The organism is Mesorhizobium sp. WSM3626, from assembly GCF_000513935.1.
Classification (GTDB): Bacteria; Pseudomonadota; Alphaproteobacteria; order Rhizobiales; family Rhizobiaceae; genus Mesorhizobium; species Mesorhizobium salmacidum.
This window is the reverse complement of the sequence record NZ_AZUY01000008.1, coordinates 66,491-85,845: the sequence shown is the minus strand read 5'-3', so window position 1 is coordinate 85,845 and position 19,355 is coordinate 66,491. Positions and strand designations below refer to the sequence as shown.

General features: G+C 63.9%; 22 protein-coding genes. 14 read left to right on the top strand and 8 right to left on the bottom strand.

Annotated elements, in window-relative coordinates; genetic code table 11:
• Positions 1-9: 9 nt before the first annotated feature.
• From M653_RS0108650 to M653_RS0108640, 3 genes are all read right to left on the bottom strand, one after another.
• On the bottom strand, positions 10-396 hold the full coding sequence (locus tag M653_RS0108650) for an SET domain-containing protein-lysine N-methyltransferase (protein WP_027142987.1): 387 nt from the start codon (positions 394-396) through the stop codon (positions 10-12).
• A 127-nt stretch (positions 397-523) separates the two neighbouring features.
• Positions 524-1,282, bottom strand: a complete 759-nt coding sequence (locus tag M653_RS0108645; protein ID WP_027142986.1) for an SDR family oxidoreductase — start codon at positions 1,280-1,282, stop codon at positions 524-526.
• 103 nt (positions 1,283-1,385) lie between these two features.
• Complete coding sequence (locus tag M653_RS0108640; protein ID WP_245262081.1) at positions 1,386-1,760, bottom strand: DUF2568 domain-containing protein; 375 nt, start codon at positions 1,758-1,760, stop codon at positions 1,386-1,388.
• Positions 1,761-1,969: 209 nt separating this feature from the next.
• Here M653_RS0108640 and M653_RS0108635 point away from each other — a divergent pair, with 209 nt between their 5' ends.
• The 8 genes from M653_RS0108635 (at position 1,970) to M653_RS0108600 (ending at position 9,728) form a co-directional block, all read left to right on the top strand.
• Positions 1,970-3,223 carry a sarcosine oxidase subunit beta gene (locus M653_RS0108635; protein WP_027142984.1) on the top strand — a complete coding sequence of 418 codons (1,254 nt, stop codon included), beginning with the start codon at positions 1,970-1,972 and terminating at the stop codon, positions 3,221-3,223.
• Entirely contained in the window at positions 3,223-3,645 is a 423-nt protein-coding gene (locus M653_RS0108630; RefSeq protein ID WP_027142983.1) for a hypothetical protein, read from the top strand. Before M653_RS0108635 ends, M653_RS0108630 begins: the two co-directional genes overlap by 1 nt.
• 11 nt (positions 3,646-3,656) lie before the next feature.
• Positions 3,657-3,968, top strand: a complete 312-nt coding sequence (locus tag M653_RS0108625; RefSeq protein ID WP_027142982.1) for a sarcosine oxidase subunit delta — start codon at positions 3,657-3,659, stop codon at positions 3,966-3,968.
• Entirely contained in the window at positions 3,965-6,958 is a 2,994-nt protein-coding gene (locus M653_RS0108620) for a sarcosine oxidase subunit alpha (RefSeq protein WP_027142981.1), read from the top strand. The genes M653_RS0108625 and M653_RS0108620 overlap by 4 nt, the downstream gene beginning before the upstream one ends.
• On the top strand, positions 6,951-7,532 hold the full coding sequence (locus tag M653_RS0108615) for a sarcosine oxidase subunit gamma (protein ID WP_027142980.1): 582 nt from the start codon (positions 6,951-6,953) through the stop codon (positions 7,530-7,532). The genes M653_RS0108620 and M653_RS0108615 overlap by 8 nt, the downstream gene beginning before the upstream one ends.
• Before the next feature lie 59 nt (positions 7,533-7,591).
• Positions 7,592-7,816: a hypothetical protein gene (locus tag M653_RS0108610; protein ID WP_027142979.1), complete on the top strand. Its 225-nt coding sequence runs from the start codon at positions 7,592-7,594 to the stop codon at positions 7,814-7,816.
• A 77-nt stretch (positions 7,817-7,893) separates the two neighbouring features.
• Positions 7,894-8,679 (top strand): ThuA domain-containing protein, encoded by a 786-nt coding sequence (locus tag M653_RS0108605; protein WP_027142978.1) that lies wholly within the window; start codon positions 7,894-7,896, stop codon positions 8,677-8,679.
• Positions 8,679-9,728 (top strand): Gfo/Idh/MocA family oxidoreductase, encoded by a 1,050-nt coding sequence (locus M653_RS0108600; RefSeq protein WP_027142977.1) that lies wholly within the window; start codon positions 8,679-8,681, stop codon positions 9,726-9,728. Before M653_RS0108605 ends, M653_RS0108600 begins: the two co-directional genes overlap by 1 nt.
• Positions 9,729-9,772: 44 nt before the next feature.
• On the opposite strand, the gene M653_RS0108595 is transcribed toward M653_RS0108600, so the two are convergent.
• The 5 genes from M653_RS0108595 to M653_RS0108575 form a co-directional block, all read right to left on the bottom strand.
• Positions 9,773-10,024 carry a DUF680 domain-containing protein gene (locus tag M653_RS0108595; protein ID WP_027142976.1) on the bottom strand — a complete coding sequence of 84 codons (252 nt, stop codon included), beginning with the start codon at positions 10,022-10,024 and terminating at the stop codon, positions 9,773-9,775.
• 189 nt (positions 10,025-10,213) lie between these two features.
• Positions 10,214-10,858 (bottom strand): TetR/AcrR family transcriptional regulator, encoded by a 645-nt coding sequence (locus tag M653_RS0108590; RefSeq protein ID WP_027142975.1) that lies wholly within the window; start codon positions 10,856-10,858, stop codon positions 10,214-10,216.
• Positions 10,859-10,976: 118 nt separating this feature from the next.
• Positions 10,977-12,011 carry a phosphotransferase gene (locus M653_RS0108585; protein ID WP_027142974.1) on the bottom strand — a complete coding sequence of 345 codons (1,035 nt, stop codon included), beginning with the start codon at positions 12,009-12,011 and terminating at the stop codon, positions 10,977-10,979.
• Complete coding sequence (locus tag M653_RS0108580; RefSeq protein ID WP_280940097.1) at positions 12,008-12,493, bottom strand: MaoC family dehydratase; 486 nt, start codon at positions 12,491-12,493, stop codon at positions 12,008-12,010. Before M653_RS0108580 ends, M653_RS0108585 begins: the two co-directional genes overlap by 4 nt.
• Positions 12,494-12,533: 40 nt before the next feature.
• Positions 12,534-13,349: an SDR family oxidoreductase gene (locus M653_RS0108575; protein WP_027142972.1), complete on the bottom strand. Its 816-nt coding sequence runs from the start codon at positions 13,347-13,349 to the stop codon at positions 12,534-12,536.
• A gap of 116 nt (positions 13,350-13,465) precedes the next feature.
• Between M653_RS0108575 and M653_RS0108570 the strand changes: the two genes are divergently transcribed.
• The 6 genes from M653_RS0108570 to M653_RS0108545 all read left to right on the top strand — a co-directional run bounded on the left by M653_RS0108570 (position 13,466) and on the right by M653_RS0108545 (position 19,353).
• The gene (locus tag M653_RS0108570; protein ID WP_027142971.1) at positions 13,466-14,707 is read left to right on the top strand and encodes an acyl-CoA dehydrogenase family protein; all 1,242 of its coding nucleotides are present in this window, start codon (positions 13,466-13,468) and stop codon (positions 14,705-14,707) included.
• 57 nt (positions 14,708-14,764) lie between these two features.
• The gene (locus M653_RS0108565) at positions 14,765-15,802 is read left to right on the top strand and encodes a zinc-binding dehydrogenase (protein ID WP_027142970.1); all 1,038 of its coding nucleotides are present in this window, start codon (positions 14,765-14,767) and stop codon (positions 15,800-15,802) included.
• A gap of 186 nt (positions 15,803-15,988) precedes the next feature.
• Positions 15,989-17,155, top strand: coding sequence for a glycosyltransferase family 87 protein (locus M653_RS0108560; RefSeq protein ID WP_027142969.1), 1,167 nt, complete (start codon positions 15,989-15,991; stop codon positions 17,153-17,155).
• The gene (locus tag M653_RS0108555) at positions 17,148-18,131 is read left to right on the top strand and encodes a glycosyltransferase family 2 protein (RefSeq protein ID WP_027142968.1); all 984 of its coding nucleotides are present in this window, start codon (positions 17,148-17,150) and stop codon (positions 18,129-18,131) included. Before M653_RS0108560 ends, M653_RS0108555 begins: the two co-directional genes overlap by 8 nt.
• Positions 18,128-18,946, top strand: coding sequence for a ChbG/HpnK family deacetylase (locus M653_RS0108550; RefSeq protein WP_027142967.1), 819 nt, complete (start codon positions 18,128-18,130; stop codon positions 18,944-18,946). Before M653_RS0108555 ends, M653_RS0108550 begins: the two co-directional genes overlap by 4 nt.
• Entirely contained in the window at positions 18,943-19,353 is a 411-nt protein-coding gene (locus M653_RS0108545; protein ID WP_027142966.1) for a GtrA family protein, read from the top strand. The genes M653_RS0108550 and M653_RS0108545 overlap by 4 nt, the downstream gene beginning before the upstream one ends.
• Positions 19,354-19,355 lie beyond the last annotated feature (2 nt).

The window sequence follows — 19,355 nt, the reverse complement described above, 5'->3', positions numbered from 1 at the left end:
GTGTGCCTGTTACGCCGTGGCCAGGTGCAGCCGCTCGAAATCCTCGAAGAACTCACCGTAATCGCAGGTGATCTCCTCGCCGACGGCGATATCCCGGGTCGCGGTGGCGCCGCCATATTGCGAAAAATCGGTGTTCGGGGTCGCCGAATGGTTCATGAAGCGGCCATTGTCGACCTCATAGACGATGAAGCCGGGCTTGTCCGGGCTCGGATAGGCATAACGGTCGAGCAATTCCTTCAGGGGTTGCGGCGCCGTCTCGTATTTGTCCATCGGGATCAGCCGATCGAAATCCGGATCCAGGCGCCAGATCGAGGCGCCCTTCCGGATGGGCTCGGCGGCGAACATTCCGACGCCTTCGATTGCACTCTGGGCGACATAGGTTCGGATCAGCATCATGGTTCCAGGACCCGTCTTGGCAAGAAGACCCGTTTAGATAGAAACGGAATCGCCAAATCGCGCCGAAAAAGCAAGACCGGCGGCCTGCGTCACAACGACGAACAGGCCTGTCCCCGCAAAAAATCCTTCACGTCCGGTTGATCGACACGCCGCCATCCGCAAACAGCGCGGTTCCCGTGGTGAAGCTCGAGGCGTCGGAGGCGAGGTAAAGCGCGGAGCGGGCGATCTCTTGCGGCTGCGCCATGCGCTTCAGGGCGTGGAGGCCCTCGACGAAGGCGCGGGCCTCAGGCGTGGTCGTCGTCGCGCCTGGCGTGTCGGTCCCGCCGGGCAGCAGCGCGTTGACGCGCAGCCCCTTCGGTCCGTATTCGGCGGCCAGCACCTGCGTCAATCCGATCAGGCCGGCCTTGGCCGCGGCGTAGGCGGCCATGCCCGGCATGCCGGCTGTGTAACCGACAAAGCTCGACGTGAAGATCAGCGAGCCGCCGCCGTGCTCGAGCATGGCCGGTATCTGATACTTCGCACCGAGAAAGGCGCTGGTCAGATTGGTGTCCACCGTCCCGTGCCATGTCTGTGCCGACACGTCGGGGACAGGACCCATCGGTCCGACGGAGCCGGCATTGTTCAACGCGATGTCGAGTCCACCGAAGCTGCCGACCGCCAGTTCGACGAGAGCTTTCGCGTAGGTCTCGTCGGTGACATCCCCCGCGAGAGCGACGGCCGTGCCGCCGGCATCCTCGATTTCAACGGTGAGTGCATCAAGCTCCGCTTGGCGGCGAGCGGAAATGACCAGCTTGGCGCCTTCCTCCGCGAACAGTTTGGCGGTGGCGCGGCCGATGCCGGAACTGGCACCGGTGACGATGGCGATCTTGTTGGCGAGTGCGAGCATGTCTGGCATCCTTGTCCTTCGCGCCAGCTTTGCCGGCGACCGGATGCTTGGTCGCAGGTCGGCGGTGCGAGAGCCACCCGAAAGCCGCAGAGGCTCGCACCAACTATTGCCGCAGCAGCCAAGCCAATCGGTCCAGCGAGAACGCGTAGCTGATGACGATCAGCACGGCCATGATGGTGCCCGTGGCGGCATGGCCCGCCACATGGAAACCCGCCGCGCCGCCGAACAGGACGACGAATTCCAGCGCCAGCCTGACAGCGCCGGGCACCGGTACCGGTGCATTCCCTGAACGGCTCGGATCGCCGGGCACGGCAAAAATCCCCCACAACGCTGCAGCGATGAGTGGCAAGGCAAGGGCCAGGATCCAGTGCCACCAGCCCTCGAAAAGGCTCCAGCCCGCCATGCCGAGGCCAAGCAAGGCCGCCAGCTCCAGCAGGAAGCGCAATGTGAGATTCCACCAGGCGTTGCCCACCATCATCCTCCGAATCCCCGACGCCGGGAAGTGTGACTGAAGCCAATCACAGGGGCCAGACCGGATAGCTCTTTTTCAGCACGGCGCAAAACGGCAAGCGCCGTCGCAAACAGCGCAAGGATGGCAGCGCCGTTTCGCTAGTGATACACCTCGCGCGCTGGGCCGAAGGAAGACCCGGCTGCAATCCGCGAGACCTTTTGGCGCGAGGCTGGACCGTGAAGAAATACTCTGTATTCGCCATCGCCCGCGAGGCCATGCGCGGCCACAAGGGCTGGGAGGAACAATGGTCCTCGCCTGAGCCCAGGAAGGAATACGACGTCATCATCGTCGGCGCCGGCGGTCATGGCCTGGCGACGGCCTATTATCTCGCAACCGTGCACGGCATCACCAATGTCGCGGTGCTGGAAAAGGGCTGGCTGGGCGGCGGCAATACCGGCCGCAACACCACCATCATCCGATCCAACTATCTCTATGACGAGAGCGCAGGGATTTACGACCATGCGCTGAAGCTGTGGGACGGGCTCTCCCAGGAGCTCAACTACAACGTCATGTATTCGGCGCGCGGCGTCATGATGCTCGCCCACAATGTGCACGACATCCAGGTGCTGAAGCGCCATGTCCATGCCAACCGGCTGAACGGCATCGACAATGAATGGCTGACGCCGGAGCAGGCCAAGGAATTCTGTCCGCCGCTCAACACCTCGAAAGACGCGCGCTATCCGGTCGTCGGGGCTGCCTTGCAGCGCCGCGGCGGCACGGCGCGCCACGACGCGGTTGCCTGGGGTTATGCGCGCGGCGCCTCGGCGCGCGGCGTCCACATCATCCAGAATTGCGAGGTCACCGGCGTCAAGCGGGCGGCCAATGGCGCGGTCATGGGTGTAGACACGACGCGCGGTTTCATCGGCGCCAAGAAGGTTGGCGTCGTCGCCGCCGGCCATTCCTCGGTCATCATGAACATGGCCGGCGTGCGCATGCCGCTGGAGAGCTATCCGCTGCAGGCGCTGGTATCGGAGCCGGTCAAGCCGGTCGTGCCTTGCGTTGTGATGTCGAACACGGTGCACGCCTATATCTCGCAGTCCGACAAGGGCGAACTGGTGATCGGCGCCGGCACCGACCAGTATGTCTCCTATTCGCAGACCGGCGGACTTCACATTCTTCAGCATACGCTGGACGCCATCTGCGAGATGTTCCCGATCTTCACGCGCATGAAGATGCTGCGTTCGTGGGGCGGCATCGTCGACGTGACGCCCGACCGCTCGCCGATCCTGGCCAAGACGCCGGTGTCCGGCCTCTACGTCAATTGCGGCTGGGGCACGGGCGGCTTCAAGGCGACACCTGGCTCGGGCCATGTCTTCGCCCACACCATCGCCAAGGACGATCCGCATCCGATCAACGCGCCCTTCACCATCGAGCGCTTCCGCACCGGCCGCCTCATCGACGAGGCAGCGGCGGCGGCGGTGGCGCACTGATGATGGCCGAAGTGGCAGTCGCGATGCCGCTGATGCTGGCGGGGGAACAAGGCATGTTCCATGTTCCCACGGCGCAGGAGGTGCGGCTACAGCCGATCAGCCGTGCCGGAAACGAGGCCGGCTGGCCGTTTTCCGTCGACGAGGGAATGCTCGCCTGCGTCTGGAGTGTCGGCCAGAAAGTGGTGATGTTCTTCGAGGGCAGGCCGCATGGGCTGGATGAGGACGAGGATTTCCAACCGCGTGGCGTCATCATTACGACCGATCCGATGCAGCTGACGCTCGGCAACATGGCCAACCGCGATCTCTTCAGTGCGGCGACGAGCGTCGAGGAGCGGCTGCGACTCGTCGCTCCCTTCATGACTATGGGCCAGAAGCTTTGCGACCAACTCCCCGGCGCGCGCGTCGGCCACGGCGAATTGTAGGAACAAACACGATGCTTCTCATCCGCTGCCCCTATTGCGAGGAAGAGCGCCCGGAACTCGAATTCCGCAACGCCGGCGAGGCGCATGTCGCGCGTTCGGCCAACATGGTCGGCGAGAGCGACGACGATTTCGAGAAGTTCTTTTTCATCCGCTCGAATCCCAAGGGCATCATTTATGAGCGCTGGCGGCACATGCATGGCTGCGCGCGCTTCTTCAACGCGGTGCGCGACACCGTCACCGACAAGTTCGTCATGACCTACAGGGCCGGCGAGCCGAAACCTTCCAAGCTGCCCAAAAACTCCAACGAAGGGCTTGCCAAATGAGCGGCGCGTTGCGCATTCCCGGCGCCGGACGCCTCAGCCAGGCCAAGACCGCCCGCTTCAGCTTCGATGGCCAGTCCTATGCCGGCATCGAGGGCGACACATTGGCTTCGGCGCTGCTTGCCAACGGCGTGCATCTGGTCGGCCGTTCGTTCAAGTACCACCGCCCGCGCGGCATCCTCTCGGCCGGCGCGGAAGAGCCCAACGCCCTGGTGCAGATCGTGCGTGATGACGCGCGCAAGACGCCCAACGTGCGCGCCACCGTGCAGGAGCTCTATGACGGGCTTGCCGCCAATTCGCAGAACCGCTGGCCGTCGCTGTCCTTCGACGTCGGCGCGGTCAACGATTTGGCATCACCGCTGTTCTCGGCCGGTTTCTACTACAAGACCTTCATGTGGCCGAAGGCGGCCTGGAAGAGCCTCTACGAACCGAAGATCCGCGAAGCAGCCGGTCTTGGCGTTTCCCCCGACAGGCCGGATCCCGACCATTATTCCTCGCGCTACGCCCATTGCGACGTTCTGGTACTGGGCGGCGGTGCGGCTGGTATCGCGGCGGCGCTTGCCGCGGCGGAGACCGGCGTGCGTGTCATCCTTGCGGACGAGCAGGCCGAGTTCGGCGGCAGCCTGCGCTTCGAGTCTGGCGCGAAGATCGACGGCAAGGACGGCTTTGCCTGGGCGCAAGCGGCGATCGCCAGGCTGGGTGCGATGGACAATGTTCGCGTGCTGCCGCGCACCACGGCGTTCGGCTATTACGCGCAGAATTTCGTCGGCCTGGTCGAGCGCGTCAGCGATCACCTGAAGGCTCCCGGCCATGACCTGCCGCGCGAACGGCTATGGCAGGTCCGAGCCAAGCGCGTGGTGCTGGCCTCCGGCGCCATCGAGCGCCACATGGTGTTCGCCAATAACGACCGGCCAGGCGTCATGCTGGCGGCCGCGGCGCGCACCTTCCTCAACCATTATGGTGTCGCGGTCGGAAAAAATGTCGGTATCTACACCGCCAATGACTCGGCCTACGGCGCCGCGATCGACCTGAAGAAGGCCGGCGTCAACGTGGCGGCGATCGTCGATTTGCGCGACAACCCGACCGGCCCTGTGATCGACGAGGCGAGGGCGCTCGGCATCGAGATCAATTCCGGGCGTGCTGTGATCCGCGCCGGCGGCAAGCTGCGCGTGTCGTCGATGACGGTGCAGCCGAAGAATGGTGGGGGCGAACGCACAATTCCGGTCGATGCGATCCTGATGTCGGCCGGCTGGACACCGTCGGTGCATCTGTTCTCGCAGTCGCGCGGCAAGGTCGCCTTTAACGACGAGACCAAGCGGTTCGTGCCCGGCACCTACGCGCAGGACTGCGTCTCGGTCGGCGCCTGCAACGGCACCGACGGACTGGCGGCGACGGTCGACGAGGCCTATGCGGCGGGCGCCAGGGCGGCCAAGGATGCCGGCGCGAAAGCCGCCAAGGGTGTGAAGCCGAAGGTGGACGCCTCGGAGAGCTGGTCGCGCGGCATGCTGGGTGCGGCGCCCGGCGCCGGACCGGACACGACGGTTAAAGCCTTCGTCGATTTCCAGAACGACGTGACCGCCAAGGACATCCGCCAGGCGGTGCATGAAGGCATGCGCTCGATCGAGCATGTCAAGCGCTTCACCACCAACGGCATGGCGACCGACCAGGGCAAGACCTCCAACATGCACGGCCTGGCGATTGCCGCCGAAACGCTGGGCAAGCCGATCCCGGAGGTCGGCCTGACCACGTTCCGCGCGCCCTACACGCCTGTCACCTTCGGCGCGATTGTCAGCCATGCGCGTGGGCCGCTGTTCGACCCGACACGCAGAACCGCGATCCATCCGTGGGCCGAGGCGCAAGGCGCGGTGTTCGAGGATGTCGGCCAGTGGAAGCGCGCCTGGTATTTCCCGCAAGCCGGCGAGGACATGCATGCGGCGGTCGACCGCGAATGCGTTGGGGTCCGCAATCAAGCCGGCCTGTTCGATGCCTCGACGCTGGGCAAGATCGAAGTGGTCGGCCCGGACGCGGCCAAGTTCATGGAACTGCTCTACACCAATCCGTGGGAGAAGCTGGAGCCAGGCCGCTGCCGCTATGGCATCATGCTGCGCGAGGATGGCTTCATCTATGATGACGGTGTCGTGGGCAGGCTGGCGCCGGACCGCTTCCATGTCACGACGACGACGGGCGGCGCGCCGCGCGTCATGAACCACATGGAGGATTACCTCCAGACCGAGTTCCCGCATCTCAATGTCTGGCTGACCTCGATCACCGAGCAGTGGGCGGTCATTGCCGTGCAGGGTCCGAAATCCCGCGACATCATCGCGCCGCTGGTCGAAGGCATCGACATGTCTGATGAAGCGCTGCCGCACATGTCGGTGCGCGAAGGCAAGATCTGTGGCGTGCCGACACGGCTGTTCCGCATGTCGTTCACCGGCGAGCGCGGTTTCGAAGTCAATGTCCCGGCCGACTATGGCCAGGCCGTCTGGGAAGTATTGTGGGCCGAGGGCCAGAAGCATGGCGCCACCGCTTACGGCACCGAGGCGATGCACGTGCTGCGCGCCGAGAAGGGCTACATCATCGTCGGCCAGGATACGGACGGCACGGTGACGCCAAACGATGCCGGCCTCGACTGGGCGGTCGGCAAGAAGAAGGCCGACTTCGTCGGTATCAGGGGCATGGCGCGGCCGGACCTGGTCGCCAAGGGCCGCAAGCAACTGGTCGGCTTGAAGACCAAGGACCCCAAGGTGGTGCTGGAAGAAGGCGCTCAGATCGTCGAGGACCCGAAGCAGGCAATCCCGATGAAGATGATCGGCCACGTCACCTCGAGCTACTGGTCGCAGAATTGCGGCCGTTCCATCGCCCTGGCGCTGGTCGCCGGCGGGCGTGACCGGATGGGCGATACGCTCTACGTGCCGATGCCGGACGGGGTGATTGAAGTGGAGGTTGCCGGCATGGTGTTCTTCGACGAGACGGGAGGGCGCCTCAATGGCTAAAGCTGCTGCAAAGACGGCCGCGACGGCTTCGCCCTCGGCGGAGCGGCGTCCGGCATTGGCCGGGCGCACTGTCTCCGCAACGGGTGTCAAGGTCGAAGTGCTGCCGCCGGCCCTGCGCATTTCGCTGCGCGCGCCGGAAGCTTCGGTCGCCGCTTTGTCGAAGGCGCTCGGTGTGACCCTGCCGAAGCAGCCGAAAACCTCGGCGTCGAAAGCCGGCCGTACGGCGCTGTGGCTTGGGCCGGACGAGTGGCTTGTCATCGATGAGGCCGGCAAGGACCCGCTCGCCAATTGCGCGAAGGTTTCAGCCTTGCACTCGTCGGTCGGCATCTCGCATCGCAACATCGCGATTTCCGTCACCGGCCCGGCGGCGGAAGCGGCGATCAATTCGGGCTGCCCGCAGGATCTGTCGCTCGAAGCCTTCCCGGTGGGCGCCGCTTCGCGCACCATTTTGGGCAAGGCCGAGATCGTGCTGTTGCGCACGGCCGACGAGGCCTTCAGGGTCGAGTGCTGGCGTTCTTTCTCAGATTATGTCTTTACTTTCCTGTCCGAGGGAGCCCGCGACGCCGCCGGCTGACCCCGGAACGTTTGCCGCCCGCGTCCATTGTGCGGCGACAAATCGAGGGAGAACTGCCGATGCCGTCGAAGTCCGCGCCGAAATCGCCGAAAACCGCGGCGGTCCGTTCGCTCGAACATGAGCGGCATCACGAGGCCTACGCCGAAGAGGAACTCGAGGAAGGCCTCGAGGACACGTTTCCGGCTAGCGACCCGGTGTCCATCACCGGATCGGCAATCCCCGGCGCGCCCGCCAGGCCTGGCAAAGCCAAGATCGTCGCCGGACGGAAAACGCGGAAGCCCTGATTTCACAAATTTTGGTTGACAGACATCTTCCCAAGACCTCATCGGATACGGTACTCAAAGCGCTTTGGGGAGGAAAAATGCCTGTTAAAGCCGTTGTCTGGGGCGAGAACGTCCATGAACAGACCAATGCCGCCGTGCGCGACCTCTATCCCTTGGGCATGCACGGTACCATCGCCGCCGCGCTCAACCAGGACAAGCGCATCGAAGCGACCACCGCCACCTTGCAGGAACCCGAGCACGGCCTGAGCGACACGCGCCTGGCGGCCACCGACGTGCTTCTATGGTGGGGCCATGCCGCCCATGGCGAGGTCAAGGACGAGATCGTCGAGCGCGTCCAGAAGCGGGTCTGGGAAGGCATGGGGCTGATCGTGCTTCATTCTGGCCACTACTCGAAGATTTTCAAGCGGCTGATGGGCACGCCCTGTTCGCTGAAATGGCGCGAGGCGGGCGAGCGCGAGCGTGTCTGGGCGATCAATCGCGGCCACCCGATCGCGCAAGGCATCGGCGAATGCCTCGAGATCGGCGAGACGGAAATGTATGGCGAGCCGTTCGCGGTGCCGGAGCCGCTGGAGACGGTGTTTATCTCCTGGTACGAGGGCGGCGAGGTGTTCCGCTCCGGCCTGACCTATCAGCGGGGAGCGGGAAAAATCTTCTATTTCTCACCGGGCCACGAGACCTATCCGATCTATCACAATGAAGGCGTGCAGCAGGTGCTGCGCAACGCCGTGCACTGGGCGCACAACCCCGCCCCGGCATGGTCCGGCATCACCAACGCGCCGAATGTGCCGACGGACAAGGCCAAGGAGAAGATCGTCCAGAAAGGCCTGCGTCTGCATGCCGACGGTGAGAGGGGGCTGAGCTGATGCATCGCCTGCTTTTGCTCGGCACCGGCTGGATCGCGGCACATCATATCGAGGAGTTCGGTCAGGTTCCGAGCTGTACCATCGTCGCTTGCGTCGATCATCTGCCGGGCCGCGCGGCGGCGTTCGCCGCCGCCAACAAAATAGGCAATTTCTTCGAAAGCCTCGAAGCTGCGATCGCTTGGGGCGAGTTCGATGCCGCCATCAACGCGACGCCGGACCAGGTCCACAAGGCGACGACGCTCGCCCTGCTGGCCGCCGGGAAACATGTGTTCTGCGAGAAGCCACTGGCGCCGAACCATGCCGATGCGCTTGCGATGAGCGAAGCCGCCGAGGCGGCCGGGCTCGTCAACATGGTCAACCTGACCTATCGTAACACGCCGGTGATCCACGAGGCGCGGCGCATGGTGGAGGCCGGCGAGATCGGCGAGCTGCGCCATGTCGAGGCGAACTACCGGCAAAGCTGGCTGGTCAGCAAGTTCTGGGGTGACTGGCGGGTCGACGACAAATGGCTGTGGCGCCTGTCGAGCCGGCACGGTTCGACGGGTGTTCTGGGCGATGTCGGCATCCATATCCTCGACTTCGCGACCTATGGCGCGGCCCAGGATATCGTCTCGCTGCATGCCGATCTGGTGACGTTTCCGAAGGCGGAGGGCGACCGCATCGGTGACTATGTGCTCGACGTCAATGACAGTTTGGCGGTAACGGCGCGGCTCAGCTCAGGCGCGCTGGCCACGATCATGGCCAGCCGCTACACGACGGGCCATGGCAATGATTTGTCGCTGGCCCTGCACGGCACCAAGGGCGCGATCAAGGTCGAGACCGACGGCAAGGTTTCGCGGCTGTCGGCCTGCCTGGGTGACGACGTCGATCAGCACCGTTGGCGGATGCTGACGCCGCCTGACGTCAAGCACAATGCCCGGCGCTTCGCCGATGCGCTGGACACGGGACGGAACGGCGATCCGTCGTTCCGGCGCGCCGCCGACATGCAGAAGCTGATCGACGCGGCCTTCGAAAGTTCAGCGGCCAAGCTGCCGGTCTTGATCGCCTGAAATCACCATCTGGCCGGCTGAGCCGGCCAGACTTTCGGAAAATCTCAGTAGGCGCTCGGCATAATCCACGGGTTCACCGTGATCCCGAGCCTGGGACCCTTGCCGTCGGTCGTGGCTCCCGTGGAAGCCTTCTTGTCGACCGATCCGGTCGAAGCGCAATCGAGCTTCACATTGGTCTTGGTGTCGACGCAGGTCGCTGCAGTCGAATGCTTGACCGCGTGGGGGGTGTTGTTGGCGGCAAAGGCCGAACCCGAAAGCGCCAGGACGGCGGCGAGGGTGAGGAGTGTCTTTTTCATGGTCAGTCTCCGTGTTCGACGGGGTGAATTTGTTCCGTACATGTACGTTGCTCTGTACAAATACGTCCGTCGATCGCGAAGTTCAAGAGAAATTGTACACGTACGGTAGACTTTTTGTTAACCAAGAAATCCGCCCCATTCTGGCTGGGAGAGGCGGTGAGGAAATCTGGAAAAACGAAGAGGTCGCGCTCAGCAGTTGACCGGTGTTTCGGTCAACGGCGGCACATCTTGCGTGCTGAGCGTGGCAAGGGTGAAATCGCACATCCGCTTCACGAAAGCCTGCGCGTCGCCGAAGGGATAGAAGGGGAATGTGATCAGCAGCGAGATCGTGCCATGGCCGACCGCCCACAGCATGGTGGCGATGGCGCGCGGATCGCCACGCAATTTGCCGGCGGCGACGCAGGCCTCGACCCTGCTGATCAGCACCTTCATCGCCGGGTTGCCTTCCTCCATGTCCTCGTAGCTCCTGCCTTCCGGCAGCTTGGTCTTTTCGGTCATGAAGACAGTGCGGTATTCATTGGGATTGCCGAGCCCGAAGGCCGCATATTCGGTCATCACCGCCTGCAAGGCCTCGATCGGATCGTCGGACGGGTGCTCCTCGATGCGCCGGGCGAGCGTTTCAAATGCGTCCTCGGCCAGCGCGAAGAGGATGTCCTGCTTGTCGGCGAAGTAGGAATAGACCGACATCGGCGCATAGCCGACCCGCTTGGCCAGCTTGCGGATGGTCAGGCCTTCATAGCCTTCTTCCTGGACGAGCTTGTGTGCGGCCGCGACAAGCTCCGAGCGCAGTTCGGCCTTTTGTTTCTCGCGGCGTTTCTGGACGCTCAGCGGCAAGTCCGTTGCCCTTGTCTGGTTGGTGCCTCGGCTAAATTATATACGCTGTACGGAAACGAACAAGGGCGCCGTGGGTTCCCAAGCGGCAGGCGTCAGAAGCGACCCATCCCGTCTCCCCTTACGCCTGCTTGTTGATCAGTTGAGCGGCGAGGTGCGAGAGCAATTTCACCGCCTCGCCATAGGTTCTGGCCTTCTCCGGGTTGGAAGCGTTGCCGTCGAGCGCCCGCTTGTAGACACCTTGGCAGATTGCAGCCAGGCGGAAGAAGGAGAAGGCGAGGAAGAATGTCCAATTGCCGATGCCGGTCAGCCCACGTCGCCGGCAATAGGCGGCGACATAGTCTTCCTCGGAAGGCAGGCCGAGTGCCGAGCGATCGATGCCGCCCAGGCCGCGAAAGCCGGATGCATGCGGCAGGCGCCATTGCATGCATTGATAGGCGATGTCGGCGAAGGGGTGGCCTGATGTCGACAATTCCCAGTCGAGCACCGCCAGTACCCTCGGCTGGTCCGGCGCGAAGATCAGATTGTCCAGCCGATAGTCGCCATGCACCAGCGAGGCCCTGATATCATCGGCCGGCATATCCATCTCCAGCCAGGCAATCAGCTGATCCATGTCGGCAATGGTGCCGGTTTCGGAGGCACGGTACTGGCTGGTCCAGCGTGCCAGCTGCCGCTCGAAGTAATTGCCGGGGCGGCCGAAATCGCTGAGACCCACGGCCTCGACATCGACATCGTGCAGGGCAGCAAGCGTGCCGTTCATGGCATCGTAGATCGCGGCGCGCTCATCGTTGCCGCGCATCACAGGCAGCGCCGGATCCCAGAAGATGCGGCCATCGAGGAAATCCATGACGTAGAACATACGGCCGATCGGCGAGCCCTCTGCCGACAGATGCAGCATTTTGGGCACCGGCACGGCGGTGCCCGAAAGCGCCTCCATCACCCGGAATTCGCGGTCGACCTGGTGCGCCGATTTCAAGAGTTGGCCTGGCGGCTTGGCGCGCAGCACGTAACGGCCGCTTGCCGCTGTCAGGAGATAGGTCGGATTGGATTGGCCGGATTTGAATTTTTCGATTGCCGCGAGCCCGGAAAAGCCCGGGATGTGCGCCTCGAGGTAAGGCGCAAGCGCCGCCTGATCGAGCGCGTTCGGGTCGCTCATACCGTCTCGGGCTGACGTTCAAGTAAGGTCAGCGTCAGCCAGCGGGCGGTCAGCGCCGGCTTTTTGGAACCTTCAATCTCGATGGTCACGTCATGCGCCGTCTGCACCCAGCCCGATGGCCTGACCTTGACGTCGGCCAGCACGAAACGGGTGCGGATGCGCGCGCCGGTCTTCACCGGCGCCAGGAAGCGCAGCGAATCGAAGCCATGGTTGACACCCATCTTGCCGTTTTCCAGCGGCGGCATGGTCTCGAACGTCATCGCCGACAACAGCGACAGCGACAGGAAGCCGTGCGCGATGGTGCCACCGAACGGCGTTTCGCGCTTGGCCCGCTCCGGATCGCAGTGGATGAACTGGTGATCATCGGTGGCGTCGGCGAACTGGTCGATCATGCGTTGCGTGACCACGCGCCAGGGCGAAACGCCGACCTCCTTGCCGACACTGGCCAGAAGCACATCGAGACTGATCGGTTCCACGCTCATGTCCTCCTGTTTCACTCCCGGCTTCTGCGGCCGGAGAATGTCATTCCTTGAATAAGGTCAACCCATGCTGCACCGACTGCCCGCCGTCGATCGGCAGGATGGCGCCGGTGACATAGCTGCCTGCACGGCTGCACAAATAGAGCGTTGCGCCGGCAATGTCATCCGGCGTGCCGATGCGGCCGATCGGGACATGGACGCCGACATGCCTGGCCTGTTCGTCCGTGCCGGTGGCGAATGCGGTCATGCGGCTCTGGAATGGGCCTGGTGCGAAGGCGTTGACGGTGATGCGGCGGTCAGCGAATTCGAACGCCAGCGTGCGTGTCAGATGATGCACGGCGGCCTTGGAGGCGGTGTAGGAATAGGCATCGTCGGCCAGCGGCTGCGTGCCCATCACCGATCCCAGATTGATCACCCGGGCCGGATCGGCTTCGCTTGCGGCAGCATCAAGCAGCGGCAGCAATTCGCGTGTCAGATGGAAGACCGCGGTGACATTGACGCCGAACACCTTGGCCCAGGCGTGATAGGGAAAGCTCTCCAGCGGCGCGCCCCAGGACACGCCGGCATTGTTGACCAGAATATGCAGTCTTTCGGTCCGTGCCTTGACCTCACCGACCAGGGCGGCAATGCCAGCCTCGCTCGAAACGTCGGCGGCAAAGCCTTCCGCCCGGCCCGGGGCGCCAAGTCCGTTCAACTCGCTGGCGACCTTGATGCAGTCCTCGCCCTTACGCGAGGCGATCATGACGCTAGCGCCGGCCTTGACCAGCGCGGTTGCCGCCATGCGGCCGATGCCGGTCGCCGCTCCCGTCACCAGCGCGGTCTTGCCGGCAACCGAAAACAGCTCATCCAGATAGCTCATCCAAATCTCCGCGCCTTCGCCCGCGGGCAAAACAGTTCGCGTTGACAAGGCTATCCGAAGTACGGTCATCCTTGCCACGGATAAAATGCCCGGCCTGCATGAAGGGTTAGCGACCGATGACGCAGATGAATCTCGGCATGACCGAGCGGCTGAAGCCGATCCACGCACGCGTCGCGGCCATGGTGCGCGACGAGATCATGCCGCTCGACAAGGAGTTCCTGGGCGAAGTCGGCAAGGCCGGCGACCGCTGGGTCTACAGCAAACGCCAGAGCGAGATCCTCGAAGGGCTGAAGAAGACCGCACGGGAGCGCGGCCTGTGGAACTTCTGGTTGACCGGCTCGGAACGTGGCTACGGCCTGTCCACTGTCGAATACGCCTATCTGGCCGAGGAGATGGGCAAGGCGCATCTCGGCGCCGAAACATTCAACTGCTCGGCACCGGATACCGGCAATATGGAGGTTCTGCAACGTTACGGCTCGGCCGAGCACAAACGGGAATGGCTCGAGCCGTTGCTGGACGGAAAAATCCGCTCGGCCTATCTGATGACGGAGCCGGATGTCGCTTCCTCCGACGCCACCAACATTTCCATGCGCTGCGGGCGGCAGGGCGGCGACTATGTGCTCAACGGCGAGAAATGGTGGGCGTCGGGCGCTGGCGATCCGCGCTGCGCCATCTACATCGTCATGGTGCGGACCGGCGGCGATGACGAGCCGCAGCACCGCCGCCACTCGATGGTCCTGGTACCCTCGATCACGAAAGGCGTGACCAAGGTCCGCGCCATGCAGGTCTATGGCGACGATGACGCGCCGCATGGCCATATGCATCTTCGCTTCGACAATGTCCGGGTACCGGCCTCGAACCTGATCCTGGGCGAGGGCAGGGGCTTCGAGATCGCGCAAGGCCGGCTCGGCCCCGGCCGCATCCATCACTGCATGCGCGCCATCGGCCAAGCCGAGATGGCGCTGGAGATGCTGTGCCAGCGTTCCGTGCGCCGCGAGGCCTTCGGCCAGAAGCTGGCGAAGCTTGGCGCCAATTTCGACATCATCGCCGAATGCCGCATGGAGATCGAGATGGCCCGCCTGCTCTGCCTCAAGGCGGCATGGATGATCGACCAGGGAGACGCGCGGGCCGCCGCTCCCTGGATCAGCCAGATCAAGGTCGTCGCGCCACGCGTGGCGCTCAAGGTCACCGACGAGGCGGTGCAGATGTTCGGCGCCCAGGGCATCAGCCAGGATACGCCACTGGCGCGCTCGTGGACGCATCTGAGGACGCTGCGTCTCGCCGACGGGCCTGACGCAGTCCATCGCCGCCAGGTGGCGCGTACGGAGTTGAAGAAATACACGCAGGAGAAGCTCTGAGCGGCAGTTCGGCTGGCCACATACGGGTTTTCCCGCGGCAACCAAGGAGTGTCAGTGATGACCATCCCCTCCGAAATGAAGGCGCTGCTCTTGGTCGGTGACGGCTATACCAGGACGCCGAGCGGCAGTGCGCTCGAGGCGATGGAGCCCTATCTCGAGCGGGGCAGCATCGCCGTGCCTGCGCCCGGACCGACCCAGGTGCTGATCAAGGTCAGCCTGGCTTCGATCAATCCATCGGATGTCGCCTTCATCAAGGGCCAGTATGGCCAGCCTCGCGCCAAGGGTCAGCCGGCCGGCTTCGAGGGCGTCGGCACGGTCGTCGCGGCTGGCGAGGAGGCCTATCCCAAAAGCCTCGTCGGCAAGCGTGTCGCTTTCGCCACTGGTCTCAGCAATTGGGGCTCGTGGGCCGAATATGCAGTCGCAGAGGCGGCGGCCTGCATTCCGTTGCTCGATACGGTTCGTGACGAGGACGGCGCCGCGATGATCGTCAATCCGCTGACCGCGATCGCCATGTTCGACATCGTCAAACAGGAAGGCGAGAAGGCCTTCGTCATGACCGCCGGCGCCAGCCAGCTCTGCAAGCTGATCATCGGCCTTGCCAGCGAGGAAGGGTTCCGGCCTGTTGTCACCGTGCGCCGCGAAGAGCAGATCGCCATGCTTAAAGAGCTTGGCGCGGCGCATGTCCTCAACGAGAAGGCACCGGATTTCGAGGCCACGCTGCGCGAGGTGATGAAGGTCGAACAGCCGCGCATCTTCCTCGATGCTGTCACGGGCCCGCTGGCTTCAGCCATCTTCAATGCAATGCCGAAACGGGCGCGCTGGATCATCTATGGCCGGCTCGATCCCGAGGCCACGGTCATCCGCGAACCCGGCCAACTGATCTTCCAGCACAAGCACATAGAGGGCTTCTGGCTGAGCGAATGGATGCGGCAATCTAGGGATCGGCGTGGTCCGGCGATCCTCGAGGCGCAGAAGCGTTTTTCCGATGGACGCTGGTCGACCGACGTGACGGCGGTCATTCCGCTGGCCGAGGCAATGGCACGCGTGCCGGCGGAACTGGCCAAGCCCAACGGCAAGGTCTTCATCCGGCCTTGAAGCGGTGACCTTGCTCTCGACGCTCGACACAATCACGTGTCCGGCGCTATCGGAACGGCCGGATCGCCGTTTGCGCCATTGTGCCCCCCTATGCCTGGTCGCTTTGTCCGTGATATGCCGCCGCCATCGAATGCCGGGACGACGCCAGGCTGGGGCGTCTTCCGCGATGGCGTGCGGGGTGTGTTGATGACGATTTCCAAGCCGGTTTTCGACCGTTTGGGGCTGGGCATGTGGGTCGGGGCGTTCCTGGTCGTTCTCGGCCTGGTGCTATGGTCGCCCCACACGCGCACGGTGATGCAGGCCTACGGATATGGCAGCGAGGCATTCCTCAGCGGCCAGCCGCTGTACAATCTCCAGTCGGAGATGGGCTATCTCTACGCGCCGGCCTTTGCCGCACTCTACATTCCGGTGCTGAAGCTTGGACCGTATCTGGGCGGCGTGGTGTGGCATGCGGTGGGCTTCGCGGCGCTCACCTTCGCGGCGATGCGGCAAGTGCGCAAAATCGGCGGCGGGGAATTGCCGTGGCTGCTTTCCTTCGGGCTCTTCCTTGCCCTGCCGATGGCGCTGGGTGCGATCCGCAACGGCCAGGCGACGATCCTCTTGACCGGCGCCTGCTGGCTCCTGACCCTGTCGGCGCTCGAAGGGCGGCGCGCCGAGACCTTCTTCTGGGCTTCGGTCGCCATCATTGCCAAACCGACCGCGATCATCATGCTTTTGCTGGTGGGAGCCCTGCGCCTACGGCTGATACCCATGCTCGTGCTGGCGGTGCTGTTCGTGCTCGCCATACCGTATGCCTTCGCACCTGCCGGCTATCTCAACGCGCAGTACGGTGATTTCGCCCGCATGCTGACCTCGATGGCCGTCGACCAGTCCGGCCACTTTGTCCCCACCGACTTCACGGCGCCTTTCACCTCGGCAGGAGTGCCCATGCCTGAATTCGCCGCCACGATCGTGCGCGTCGTCGTGGCACTGCTTACGCTATCGATCGTCCTCTGGTTCGACCGCAAGCTCCAGCCCGGGATGGCCGGACTGGCGATCTTACTGACGGCCGCCTTCTACATGTGCGTCTTCAATCCGCGCGTCGAGCCAAATACCTATGCCATGATCGCCGTGCCTGCCGGTCTCGCTATCGCCACACTGTGGCGGGAGGAGCGTAGTGGCGTCTTGGCTTCGGTGCTGTCGACGGTATTGTTCCTCACAGGTTTGACCAGCGTCGAGCGCCACATGCATAATTTCTTCTACCCTTGGTTCCGGCCGCTCGCGGTCACCTTCATCGCCTGTTCGCTGATCTGGTGGTTCTGGGCCAAGGCGCGCGACAAGGCGGTGAATGTCGGACCCGTTGCACATGGCTGAGTCGCGGCAGAAACTTGATATCGTAGCGCCCTTCTTCAACGAGGCGCAGTCGGCGTCGGCCTTTGCCGGGCTGCTCGAGAGGCTCGAGGAAGCGGTATCAAGCCGTTTCGGCATGGCCGTCCATAAGATCCTGATCGACGATGGCAGTCGCGACGATGGCGCCGAGCGGTTTTCGCTGGCGCTGTCGGGTTCCTGGGAGGTCGTGCGGCTCAGCCGCAATTTCGGCAAGGAGGTCGCGGTGCTCGCCGGCCTCGACCATTCGCGCGGCGACATGGTGCTGATCATGGACTCCGACCTTCAGCATTCCATGGATGTCAGCCTGCAGATGATTGCCGAGTTGGTGGAACACCCCGATATCGACGTCGTCTACGCCCAGAACGACCGGCGCGAGGCCAGTTGGCGGCGCAGCCAGCTGGCGAAGCTGTTCTATAGCCTGATCAACAGCAGCCAGCGTTTCGATATCCCCGAGAATGCGGGAGACTTTCGCGTCATGCGCGGTACCGTGGCGCGCGCGCTGACAAGCTTGCGCGACAAGCGGCGCTTCAACAAGGGCCTGTTCGCCTGGGCCGGCTTCCGCCAGAAAGCCATACCCTATTCGCCGGAAAACCGTGCCATCGGCACATCGAAATGGAGCCGGCTCAACCTGATCGCCTTTTCGCTGGAAGGCTTTACGTCGTTTTCCGTCATCCCGCTGCGCATCATCAGCTTGAGCGGCATGCTGGCGGCGCTGGCGGGCGTCGTTTATGGCGCCAAGGTGTTCTTCGAAGTGATGTTCTACGGCATTGCAGTGCCTGGCTATCCCAGCCTGATGGTCGCCGTCGTCCTGCTCGGTGGCCTCAACCTCACCCTCCTTGGCCTGATCGGCGAATATGTCTGGGTCACGCTGTCGGAGAGCAAGGACCGTCCGGTGTATATCGTGCGCGATGTCGTGCGCAGCGACGTTTCGGACGGCGCCGCGGGCGCGTCCCGCGGATGACGCGGCGCATTCGCCTGATCGCCGATGACTACGGCCTGGCGCCAGGGGTTTGCGCCGGGATTCTCGACCTGCTCGACCGGCGACGCCTGACCGGCACCAGCTGCATGACCGGTTTTCCGGAATGGGCCGGGGCAGCGGCGCGTATAAGGCCACTGTGCGGTCACGCGGCGATCGGACTGCACCTGACCCTTACGGACCAGCCAGCCGTCACGGGCAAATCGAGCCTGGCGCCTGAGGGCCGGCTGCCGCCGCTTCGTTCGCTGGCCCTGCCGGTCTTGCGCAGCCGGATCGATGAGCGCGACGTCCATGCCGAACTCGGCGCGCAATATAGTCATTTCGTCGAGGCGCTGGGCCGCAAGCCCGACTTCATCGATGGACATCAGCACGTGCATTTCCTGCCCGTCGTGCGCGGATGGCTGCGGGCGAATTTTCGTGAAGCTGCGGGCAGGCCGGTGTTGCGCGGCGCTCCCGCGCTGGGTGATGCCGCCGTCGCACCGAAGATCGCGGCAATCGCTGCCGTGGCCGCCGGCTTCAACCGATCGATGCAGCGCGCCGGCTTTGCCGTTTGGAAGCCGCTCGCCGGCATCTATGACTGGCGGCAACCCGAAAAATTTGCCCCATTGCTGGAGGCTGCGGTCGAAGCGCTGCCGGACCATGGACTGTTCATGTGCCACCCTGGCCATGTCGACGAAACACTGTGCGCGCGCGACCCGATGCAAAGCGTGCGCGAAGTGGAATTTGGGGTTCTGGCCTCGGATGCGTTCGGCGCACACCTGGCCCGCGCCGGTGTCGAGATCATGGACGGCATGGGATGAGCGGCGGCAAACAGCCCCAGCGTTCGACCGGCAGCAAGATCGTCCGCTTTGCGCTTGTCGGACTGGCGAACACGGCCATCGATCTTGCCGGCTTTTCCCTGCTGCTCAAGCTGCACGTCCCGCCGCTGTCCGCCAATGTCGTCTCGTGGTCGATCGCCGTGATCTTCTCTTTCGTGGCGAATGGCTTCTGGTCGTTCGAGCGCAATCACGCCATCCGGCTGCATGACGCCTTCCTGCGGTTTGTCACGGCTGGGGCGTTGATTTCGCTCGGCGTTTCCAGCCTGTCGATCGCACTCTTCGCCGGTATCACCGGTGTGTGGCCGGCAAAGATCGGCGGCGTCATCGTAGCGGCTGTGTTGAACTTCCTTGCCGCCCGCTGGTCGATCGAAGGCCGGCTGCTGAAATAACT